The sequence below is a fragment of the Indibacter alkaliphilus LW1 genome (assembly GCF_000295935.2).
In the GTDB taxonomy this organism is placed as follows: Bacteria; Bacteroidota; Bacteroidia; order Cytophagales; family Cyclobacteriaceae; genus Indibacter; species Indibacter alkaliphilus.
This window is the reverse complement of sequence record NZ_ALWO02000016.1, coordinates 47,790-59,188: the sequence shown is the minus strand read 5'-3', so window position 1 is coordinate 59,188 and position 11,399 is coordinate 47,790. Positions and strand designations below refer to the sequence as shown.

9 protein-coding genes are annotated in these 11,399 nt (G+C 38.8%); all 9 read right to left on the bottom strand.

All coding sequences use genetic code 11. From position 1 onward, the window contains the following. The coding region (locus A33Q_RS22275) for an Ig-like domain-containing protein (protein WP_040489840.1) at positions 1-823 on the bottom strand (823 nt) is incomplete at its 3' end. Between the two features lie 550 nt (positions 824-1,373). Beyond that, entirely contained in the window at positions 1,374-2,486 is a 1,113-nt protein-coding gene (locus A33Q_RS03810; protein ID WP_009035729.1) for a BamA/TamA family outer membrane protein, read from the bottom strand. A 16-nt stretch (positions 2,487-2,502) separates the two neighbouring features. Further along, the gene (locus A33Q_RS03805) at positions 2,503-4,116 is read right to left on the bottom strand and encodes a hypothetical protein (RefSeq protein WP_016254612.1); all 1,614 of its coding nucleotides are present in this window, start codon (positions 4,114-4,116) and stop codon (positions 2,503-2,505) included. Then, the gene (locus tag A33Q_RS03800) at positions 4,113-6,374 is read right to left on the bottom strand and encodes a hypothetical protein (RefSeq protein WP_009035727.1); all 2,262 of its coding nucleotides are present in this window, start codon (positions 6,372-6,374) and stop codon (positions 4,113-4,115) included. Before A33Q_RS03800 ends, A33Q_RS03805 begins: the two co-directional genes overlap by 4 nt. Beyond that, the gene (locus A33Q_RS03795) at positions 6,371-7,534 is read right to left on the bottom strand and encodes a BatA domain-containing protein (RefSeq protein ID WP_009035726.1); all 1,164 of its coding nucleotides are present in this window, start codon (positions 7,532-7,534) and stop codon (positions 6,371-6,373) included. The genes A33Q_RS03800 and A33Q_RS03795 overlap by 4 nt, the downstream gene beginning before the upstream one ends. Continuing rightward, a complete protein-coding gene (locus tag A33Q_RS03790; RefSeq protein ID WP_009035725.1) occupies positions 7,534-8,409 on the bottom strand; it encodes a DUF58 domain-containing protein in 876 nt (291 codons plus the stop codon). Before A33Q_RS03790 ends, A33Q_RS03795 begins: the two co-directional genes overlap by 1 nt. After that, on the bottom strand, positions 8,399-9,391 hold the full coding sequence (locus tag A33Q_RS03785; protein WP_009035724.1) for an AAA family ATPase: 993 nt from the start codon (positions 9,389-9,391) through the stop codon (positions 8,399-8,401). Before A33Q_RS03785 ends, A33Q_RS03790 begins: the two co-directional genes overlap by 11 nt. Positions 9,392-9,398: 7 nt before the next feature. Further along, positions 9,399-10,013, bottom strand: a complete 615-nt coding sequence (locus A33Q_RS03780) for a DUF4159 domain-containing protein (protein ID WP_009035723.1) — start codon at positions 10,011-10,013, stop codon at positions 9,399-9,401. A gap of 62 nt (positions 10,014-10,075) precedes the next feature. After that, complete coding sequence (locus A33Q_RS03775) at positions 10,076-11,392, bottom strand: TldD/PmbA family protein (RefSeq protein WP_009035722.1); 1,317 nt, start codon at positions 11,390-11,392, stop codon at positions 10,076-10,078. Positions 11,393-11,399: the final 7 nt, after the last annotated feature.

Genomic DNA, 11,399 nt, shown 5'->3' with positions numbered 1-11,399 from the left:
GAGCTGAGGTGGAAGTTCCCAAAAGGCTTCCGTTTACATAGAAGTCAACTTTGGTGATGCTTCCGTCTGAATCNNTGGCATCAGCTGTGATGCTGACCGCTTCACCGATCTCATATTCGGATCCTGNTGANGGAGCNGTGATGCTCACCTCAGGAAGGAGATTCTCTGAAAGAATTTCCAGAAGCAATCTTTCTGTTTCAACAATTGCTCCACTTGCTGTATACCCAACTAATTGAAGATCATAAATACCTTCTTTTTCAAAATCCCAATTAAATTTATTATTTTCTAAATCCAGACTTTTTACGAAAACACCATTTATTAAGAAATCTAAATATAATACTTCAGTCCCATTATAATTTATAAGAAACTCAATATCAATTATAAATTCATTATTGAAAACTTGATTATTCTGAGGTTGGAAAAATTCAATAGATGGCTTTTCTTCTGCCAAAAAAACACCTATAATATTTAGGTTATTGGATGGCATTGTGAATTCATAGGTCAATTTTTGACTAACATTCTGTCCATTTATTTCCCAATGGCTAAAAGTATATCCAGGAAATGCGTCTGCTACTAACTGAACAGTACTATTTTTTTCAACTTCAATCTCGTGGGGACTTGAGAGTAAAATACTTTCTGATAAAAATGAAACTTCAAGATTTCTATTTAATTCTTCCCTGCCTATCACATAATTGATGTCATTTTGATAGTTATTAGTAAAAGCATCCCAAGCGGTTGACTCCTCTGCTTCCTCAGAAAGATTTATAATCCTTGGATCAGACAATACGAAATTAACTTCCAATCCTAAGGCTAGAAAGATCATGGCAACGCTTATAATTATGTTGCTTTTAATAAAACCTATCATACGCTTGATCTTTTACCTTTAGACACTTGAATTATGGACTTCAAATGCATTTTTTTATTTTTCATAAATTGAAATATAATTTTATGCAATTGATTATTATTATTGTGTCATTCTGAGAAAACACCTATTTCATGAAACAAACAGAATTTTTTTTTAAAAAGCAAAACCAGAAAAACTGATATTATCTGTAAATTTTGAATTAAAAACAATCAATGATATTTTGAAATAAACGATTTGTATTTCAGATCGAACTATCCGTTTTTCAACACATTTCCAGAGTCCAAAACCAATAAAAAAAAATTAAACTTTTCTTCTCTGTCCGGAAATTAAATCGTTACATAAACATTCCGAATAAAATTTTAAAAGAGTTTCCGGATCCTTGCACCTTAAACTTTATGAGCCAAAACCTAAAATTCACATCTAGCAATAAATTGGGATTTTAGAGGATGGGATGAATTTTCCCGTAAAGGGAAGCCAACTCAGACCTTGAACGTGGATAGCCCCCCCCTCAAAACCCCTCCCCAAACCCCAAATAAAACAACAGTCCCTCTCCGGGTGAATGGGCCACATCAAACCTAAGGTTCAGTTTTTCTTTTTTTGAAAGCTGGTAGCGAAGACCTGTACCGTAGGTCAGCTTGGTGTTTCCAATATCAAAAGGATTGGAAGGAGAAAAAACATTGCCCAGACCACTGAATCCAACCAAGCCCCATCGGGGTTTGAATTTCCATCGGTACTCTCCTTGGATCAATGCCATATTTCTGTCGCGAAATTTGCCCTCAAACAAACCCCTCATCAATCTATTCCCTCCCAGTAAAGGCATACCAAAAAATGGAACTTCACCATTCAGAAGCTCTGCGTAGGCTTGGTAAACAAACACAGAGTTTTCTTTTATTGGCAAAACCTGCCTAAAATCACCTATCCAACGCATATAACTATAACCTGACCCGGTCCAAGGTCTGAACAATTGAAAACTGCTTTCTGCAAAAATCCCACTTGTAGGGTACAATTGACTGTCCCTTGAATCATAATAGAGCATCGGACCTATCCCTCCTATCCTACCTCCCATACTTCCAGGTATATTGTTTCCATCCAACAGTCCTCCTTCCTCTACTTCTTGGATTTGAAAATTATCATACCAATACCTTACGCCAGCATAAAAATCCCCCTTTATCTGCCTCAGGTAGTCAAAACGCAATCTGGGAAGTCTAGAATTGAACACTTCACGGTCTGATTCCGAAACACCTGGCCCAATACCATAAAAGAAAAACACATAATCATACCAGCCCAACTCTCCTGCAAATAGGTGTTTATTCTGCTCTGTGAAGATCCTCCAACTCGTGTAACTTAAAAACTGATTGAATAAAGTATAAGCACCTCCCAAAGCTATCTGGCTTTCGAATGTTTCATCTTTTTCTCCTAACCGAAAGTTGCCTACTGCCCCAGCTCCAAATGCCCATGAGGTTTCCGGGGTGTAGTAAATCAATGGCAAGACCGCTATAGTCGTTTGCTTTTCCTCATTGCCAAGTTTATCCAAGGGTTCATTTTGGGCAAAAGAGGAACCTGAAAAAATAAGAATCAAAGTAAATACTGAATAAAATTTCTTCACATTTGAATTACGCATTTAAATATAATCTGGATCAAGACCTATACCTAGGTTCTACCCACAGCAATGATGCTGATATCAATATCAGCACAAACCACAACCACGCTGGAATATTAGACTTACTGGTAATCCGCTCACTTCCAAAGCCATAATCTCTTCTTTCTTTAAGGAACTCTATCAATATTTTCCTGCCTTTAACAGCTTTGAAGCTTTCTTCATCTTCCACATAAATAGATAAACTATCAGAAAAATATATCCAACCACTTTCCAAAGGGATAAAACGTGAAAAGTACATGTCACCAATCAAAGCATCCTTTTTCCAAGTAAATGAAAGCTGTTCATTTTGAAGATTATTTGGAGAATCTGAAGCGCCCAGAAATGAAATATTTGATTTCAAGTTCCTAAATACAGGAGACGAAAGTTGAAAAGAGTTCTTATTCCCCATAGAAAGTTTTTCAAAGACAGGTTCCCAAACCTTAGCATAACCTATGCTATCCCCAGAAAGTAAAAGAGAAAAAGAGTCTTCCATCAAACTTACAGCAATGGTATGGTCACCTTTCATTTCAAAGGCAGTTGCAGAATTTTTCAGAGTATCTTGGTTGAATTTTGTTACAAAATCAAATGCTTGGGCGCTGGTGCCGTTTTCCTTCTCTACACTTTTCTCGGAGATCCTGTTGATTGTAAAACTGGTACCAAACTTCCTGTTCAGCTCTGAAATATCCAACTCAGGATTATTGACATTGGTTAAAAGTACAGCTTGGTAGTCAGAACCCAATTTATTGACATCAACACTTTTTAGCTGAGATGGATCAATGACCAATACACTTCTATCCGCTAATTCCTCCCCTGCAACAATACTGGAGCTTTGTGCCACTTGGGTTCTCAAGCTCACCAATTCACCTCTCTTCCTAAGGTAGTCGGCAAAAAACCTGGTTTCCGGATTGGGAAAACCTACTTTCAACTCAAAACTCATTTGTTCCGGACCCATGACAAAATACCTGACTGTACCAATTTTGCTTTCATCCAGATAAAGGTCCATTTCATTTTTCCCCAGAATCAAAGCTGAAAAAACGAGTTCAAAACTCTGTTCGCCATCCTCTAGAGTTTGTTCTGCCCATACTTCATTGACAAATCTCAATTGTAACTTCTGGCTCTTTTCGGAATTTAATATTCCGGTAATCTTTTGCTCTTGGCCATATTTCAGAATTCCTTCCCAGCCTAAGTCCAAAACAACAAAACTCTTGTCCGATGAAGGAATCCATTCCATATCAACTAAGGGCAAAGAAAGTAATTCTTCTTTCTTATAATTCTCTCCAAAAATATAGAGCTGCCTAAAGCCTTCTGCTCTTTCTCCAGCTTTAATGACTTTATCTACTTCCAATTCTTTTGAAAAATCAGAAAAATGGGCTTTGTTCTCGCTTTCAGGAATAAGTAAAGCTGAGCTTCCAGGAAGTTCCTTTTCCCAAGTAGGGTTCAAAATAAATAAGGAAAGCAGGCTGCTAAAAAGCAAAAACAAAAAAACCTTAAGATAGCGGCGTTCTACTTTTTTGAACAAATAATAAAACACTTGAAAAACCGAAATAAGAGCTAGGACTCCTAAAACCATTATCAGTATATTACCGGAAAGAATTGGTTCAAACTTTATCATTTGAAATTTTCCCAAAATGATTTAGCCAATTGCTCATTCCGTCCAACTGAAAAAGCATTTCTTCTTTCTAAATTGACCAAAGACTGGAGTTTTTTCCCTAATTCGGATTTTTCAGATTCACTGAGATTATCCTGTCGAAGCTTTTGTAAAAGCAATAAGGTGTTCCAATCCTCCATTCCTGTATGCGACAACCTCAATGACCAAAGTTGACCAAACTCATCCAAAACATCTTTATCAGCCTCCGAGAGTGATATTTGATTGAACATTCCCAAGATTTTCCCCGCCATAAGGGCCATTTCATTCACTGATACTGATTTTGCTGTGGCATAGTAGGTGTCAACTCCCTCAGTATCTCCGGTTAACCTTTTTTCAGCTTCCTTGATGGGTACAGGGTCAAATCCTGATTTTTTGACATAGGTTCTGGACTTTTGCTGAACAGACTTCAAATATTCCAATGCTTTATGTTGGAAAGGCAAGGCTTTTTCAGGCTCAAATAAGCGTAAATGAAGCTCTGATTGCCACATCTGTTCCAAAGCCATTTTCAGGATGCTCCTTGTGGACTGTTCGTACAAAGTATTCATTTCTTCAGAATCATGATTGTGCAGGTATTCTTCCAAGAGACTGGCAAGCTCATCATCTTCATCGTGATCATGGTCATGATGGTCATGATCTTGGTCACTTAGCTCACCCAATTGTTGTTTGAGCAATTCTTGATTTTTATCATGGTTTTCCCTGTATTGTTCCAATGCAGCATACCTAAATTTACTCAATGAGGGGGCTCCCTCATTTTCACCTTCATGATCATGATTATGAATAAAGCTTTCCAAAATATTCCTACCCTCAGCTGAATTCAGACTTCCCCCTGGTGCATTGGATTCAAACTCCTCCCCCAAATACTGCCCGTAGCGCATGCGAAGTAGTTTTTGTTCATACCCCAACTCGTTGGATTGTTCATTAAACTTCCGATCTGAAAGCTCTTCTTTTTCCTTCAACAGCTTTTCAGTATCAATGATGATTTGTCGCTGGCTTCTAAAATAATCAGGTAGAACATGGATTGCCAGGGACTCTAGCTGTGAATCGCTGAGTCCTGTAGAATCTACATACTGAATAAAGTAAGTGTCCGATTTACTGATATTGGGCTGAGGTCTTTTATTATCTACTGCCAACCAATAATAGTATAACTCATCACCGGGCTGAAAATCCATGGATTCTAAATCCAATGCCTGAGCTAATTCAGCCTCCTTAAAATTACTTTTGGGCAGCTCAATACGATTTTCCCTAAATTTCACATTTTCACCCCTACCCCTTGCCAAAGTAGCTACGATATAAACTTGCCTTACCTTAAAGTCATCAGAAACTCTGGCTCTTAATTTCCTTTGCATTGGATCTTTCTGAAAATGATAAACATATAGGTCCTTTTCTTCAGGAATTATCAAGGGAGACTTGTCACGGATCACTTCCAACCTGTAAAAATCTGACTCAAAAATTAATGAATCTTTCCCGAATGCCTGTATAGCATATATTCCTGAAGCTTCCAATTTATCCTTCATGGTGAATTGCTCCCCTTTTTTCTCAAAAGATAACTCTAATCCAGATGCGTCCACCAATTTTACATATTCTACCAAATCAGAATTAAAACTCAATCTCCATTCCAATATAGAACCTTCCAAAGCCCTGATATCCAAATCTTCTTGGAAAAAAACCGGCATTTCTGAATAATCAGGAGGGCTTACTATGATTAAGTTGTCGGACAAACTAACGGTTTTTACCTTCACATCATCCTCCACAATGGACTTCTCCATTTTAGCTTTACCATCAGGGGTTGGATTTTCAATTGTCAAAAAGCTACTCATGCCATAAAGGCCAGTACCCAATAATAAAAATAAGAATGCAGGAATTATATTTTTACCCAACAGTACAGGAGTAGAGGTAAAATTGATTTGATTAGCTAGTCGGTTCAATTGAAAAGTCTCAGCTAAGTTCCACTCTCTCTTATCCAATAAGTCTAAACTATATTCCAATTCAGGAAACCTACTGTGCAGGTAATTTTTTGCAGCTTGCTCATCTCTACGGAACATCCCAATATACCAAGCTAATAGGATAAAAACCACAATTGAAATTCCGAGACTAATAAGATGATTGACCCTAAAGGACAATAAAAATAAAAATACACCAACACTTACCAGCAATGCTTTCAAGAATGCATTTACTTGCTGTTGCAAAACAGTTTGTGCTAGTAGTTTTTGTAATTTTTTCATAAACCAGATCTATTCGCTATAAATCTTTCCCCCATCAATACCAACAGAAATACTATCCATAAGATTTCTTCAGCATTGGGTTTGATAGGTTTTTTGTATTTTTCTTGCCCTGATTTCAGGATGAATTTTTCTCTAACTTGAGTTTCGGCCAAACGGATCGACTCCCCCTTGATCCCATAGAAGTCCAGAATACTTTTAAGAATTTCAGTTGGGAGATCATCCAAAGTACTGTGACTTCTTGATTTGAATGGTTTCAGCCCATATACATTTGGAAATTGTTCAATACTCCTGTCATTTGAAAAGCTCAAGGTCAGAATTTCCTCATTTTCAGAAATATTATTTTCTGTAACTAAGATATCCACTTTTTCGTCTCCGGAAAATTCAAAGTTTAACCCAAATACTTTTTGCACAGCTTGAAATGCCGCCTGTATTTTTCTTTGGTCTTTTGAGTTTTCAACATCAACCTCAACCCCAAAATTGCCTTGAATGACATTTTTCATAACAGGTAAATCATCAGAAAACGTAAGGTTGTTGGTATTGTCAACAAAAAGATAGCGACCTCCATCAATCGCTAGAGAATTTCTCTGATGGTATTCATTCGAAAATTCAGAGAGAAATATTTCCGGTTGAGAACCAATCAAATACGCACTGAAATCAAAGCTATTTTCAAAACCTGAAAGGTAAATTTTAAAGTTGTATTTATCTTGATCTAACCGGTTGAGTGCGGTCTGCAAATGCATGATTTCAGAAGGTTTTGGGGTCTGTATATCCTTTTCTTCTAAAGCTTCCAATTGCTGATTCAACCAAAAAACTGGCTCCTGATTTTCTATTGCTTGAGCCAGCTCAAACTTAAATTCCGAAAGCAAATCAGCATTGGGTTCTACCAAGTGCACAACTTCTTTTTCTTCCTCTTTATCCAAAAATTTTATAAAAAGCTGAGCCATTAACAGGGTTAGCAACAGCAGCATGAACATTCTTAGCGCCATCAGAAGCCAATGCTCAAGCCTGATATGTCTTATAGGCTTGTTGTCATTTTCCTCCAAAAACCGAAATGCTGCCCAATAAACTTTGGTTCCCTTTCTTCCATTCCAAAGATGTATCAGTAGCGGAACTGACAGCGCAAACAAACCCCACAACATATATGGTGAAAGAAACTGCATCAGTTTATTGAATTTTGATTGAGTACGCGGTTCAAAAGCTGAACTATAGATTCCTGCATTTTGACTCTAATAAGTTCTACTTTTGGGAGGTTTAGATTGTGATCCAAATCATCCAGATATTCCTTCATTTTCTGATTATAGGTTTTCACCAATTGTCCCGCATCAGCATGTACAGACTCTCCTGACTCAAGGTCAATAAATCTCCTATTTCCTTTCAAATTCATCTCCATTTCTTGGGCCCCAAGTATCTGAAATAGCCAGAGTTGCTTTTTCGGATGCACCATGGATTTTACAATATCCGTCCATTCTGACTCTGATTGCAAAAAATCAGATGCCATAATGACCAATTCCCTTTCTCGGGATTTTAATTCAGGAAAGCTTCCCTTCCTTACCTGCCATGCCCCTCGGGCTTTGGCTGTCTCCAAGTTGTAGAGAATCATCTGAAAACCTTTACTCCCTGCTGAAGTCACCTGTTTCACCTTTCCATCTACCAAAAAGTATAAAGAAAGACTATCACCTTGTTTGAAGGCCAAGTATGCGATGGAAGCCAATAATACCTTTGCGTATGAAACCCTACTGATCTGATCCTCCTCATAATTCATAGAGCCCGAAAGATCCAGGATCAGTTTGACATGAAGATTGCTCTCAATTGGCGATTCCTTAATCAGGTATTTACCCGACCGGGCAAAAAGCTTCCAATCCAGACGTTTCAGATCATCTCCAATTTCATAATGTCTATATTGTTCAAATTCAGCTCCATAACCTACCCTTTGGCCAAAGTGATTCCCCTGAACCAATTTTTCACTGATTATTTTAGCTGCAAGACGCAAGTTCTGCAGTTTGATAATTTCAAGATGTTCTTCTTTACTTTCCAATTTGTGAGGCCTTCAAAATTTCTGAGATAATCTTGTCTGAATGAATCCCTTCTGCTTCCGCCCTAAAATGCAAGGCCAACCTGTGTCTCATCACAGGATAAATCAGCTTTTCTACGTCTTGAGGGATCACAGAAAACCTGCCCTGAATGAGTGCACGTGCCTTTGCGCAAAGGATTAAAGCTTGCCCTGCCCTTGGTCCCGCACCCCAATCGATGTATTGATTAACGGCCTCTACTTGAGATTCTTCCGGCCTACTCTGCCGAACGAGCTTATTGATTCCTGAAAGTAAGTTTTGATCAATATGTATCTGCCTCGTCAGCTTCTGAAGATTTTGGATTTCCTCTCCATCGAAAATAGGCTGAACTTCTTCATGCTGAGTTCCTGTGGTCCTTTCAAGAACCTCCAATTCTTCCTGCTCCGAAGGGTAGCCCAATTTTATATAGAGTAAAAACCGGTCCATTTGTGCTTCTGGCAAAGGGTAAGTTCCCGATTGCTCAATAGGGTTTTGGGTGGCTATTATCAAAAAAGGTTTGGGCAAGGGATAATTTTTCCCGCCATAAGTAACAATTTTTTCCTGCATGGCTTCCAAAAGTGCCGCCTGAGTCTTGGGAGGTGTTCTATTGATTTCATCTGCCAATACCATATTGGAAAAAATAGGTCCTTTATTGAATTGAAAAAAACGCCTGCCTGTGCTGTGGTCCTCTTCAAGTACTTCTGTGCCCAAAATATCCCCCGGCATTAAGTCAGGTGTAAACTGAATTCTCTTGAACTGCAAATCCATAGCCTCAGACAATGTTTTGACCAATAGGGTTTTTGCCAAACCAGGCACTCCTTCCAACAAGCAATGCCCTCCGGCAAGCAAGGCTATCAATACTTCCTCCACAGCTTCCTCCTGGCCAACTATCACTTTGGCTATTTCCTTTTTTAATAAGGGAAGGCGGTTCAATAATTTTTCGTAAGCTTTTGTATCTGTATTTTCCAAAGTAAAATCAGGTTAATGCATAAATGATAATGTTAACACCAAACTTAGTATTGTCTTCTCGTAGGAATCGCTTGTTTCTAAAATCATAATCCCACTCGCAACCATAGTCTTTGTTGCTATAGAGGACTCCAATCCTTCCATTGATAATGATAGCTTTGAGATAATCATGGACCAGGTCATCACCCCAGCCGTTCAGTTCAAAGGAAGTTGTGGGAGGTCCATCCTCAAATTTGAAAAAGCAATTGTAAATCTCATGATCATTGGGAATCTTCTGCAAAGCATCTTTTCCGAAAATCTCACTCATCTCCTCTTCAAATGACTTTGCAAACAGTCCATCGATATCGTGATTGCAGTCATCCGCAAAAAGAAAACCTCCATTTTGAATATAGGTTTTGAGGTTCTTTCTTTCACTTTCAGAAAAGGCAACCAACCTATGCCCACTCAGGTAACAAAATGGCGACCTAAAAATCTCAGTGCTTCCAACTTCAACAATCTTTTCCTGTTCTTCAATTGGTATTGTGGTGTATTCAACCAATGAATTCAGCAAATTGGTGGGCATACGTTGATCTGTATCCCAGTTTCCTGAATTGTATTTGAGTCTTGTAAAGAAAAAAGGCTGCATATAAGCATAAACAAACCCCGAAACCCTAAGATTCCGGGGATTTGGTTTTCAAGATTGGAGGGTTATACCGCGTCTGAAAGACTCGTAAAGGTAAAGTCCCTGATTTTCATAGGTGGAATCAGATTTCCTCCTGCTCTTTGGGGCTTACCCATGGCTTCAATATTGTTGAGCATAATTACAGGACTTTCGTTGAATCTGAAATTTTTGACAGGAAACTTGATCTGCCCATCCTCTATATAGAAAGTACCATCACGTGTCAATCCTGTATATAACAATGTCTGTGGATCAACAGCCCTGATATACCAAAACCTTGTTACCAAAACACCTCTTTGCGTATTCCTGATCATATCTGCCAAGGATTGGTTTCCTCCTTCAAAGATGATTCCTGTAGGTCTTCCTACGGGATCGACTCCCTGCTTATCTGCCCAATACCTTGAATAAAACATGTTTTTCACTGCTCCGTTTTCCACCCATGTGATTTTTTCACTGGGTAGTCCTTCGTTATTCCAAGGTCTTCCCGGCAGATCAGGATGCATAGGGTCTGAATAGACATTCACTCTTTCATCAAAAAGCTTTTCTCCTAAGCGTGTACCACCTCCTTTTTTGCTAAGAAAGCTTCTCCCCTCGTCAGCACTTCGGGCATCCATATTAAAAGCCAAAAGCCTCAAAAGGTCATTCGCAGCAGTAGGCTCCAAAATTACCGTATACTTTCCAGGTTCTATCGCTTGGGCATTTCCCGAAGCCTGTGCTTTTTGGGCAGCTATTTCGGTGACATTTTTGGCATTGAGCAAATTGACGTCATTGAAGTCACGAACAGCATAGCCTGAACCAGTACCATCGGCAGTCCTCACTGTGATTGAAAAATCAACTGAGGAATTTTTGTTGTATCCAAAACGGCCTCGACTGTTTCCTACTGCCGTAAAACCTGCAAAATCTTCCATGTACCCAGCTGCAGTCAGATTGCCCGTGTTGGACACCTCTATGCTGTCCATGGCTGCTTTTGCCCTGTATTCCGGATTGATGTCAGCTGTATTCTGAGAGAAATTCTTGGTAGACGGGTAATCCTGTGGCCCAAGCATTGGCATATACTCGGGGTTTTCCGGAGCCAGTTTTGCTATTTCTTCTGCTTTTTCAACTATCCTTTTTAAAGCAGCATCATCTAACTCATTCCCTGTAGCCACACCTGATTTTTTTCCATATACTGAAGTGACTGCTACCGTGATAGAATTAGACTCACCACTTGTATTGACTGTATTTCTTGCATATCGGATATTTCCTGTTCTTCCGCCACCGATACTCACTTCGGTCTCATCTGCTTTGGCATAGGAAAGTACTTTATCGATAATCTTTTTTGCTTCTTCTTGAGATAAAATTGCCATGTTATTT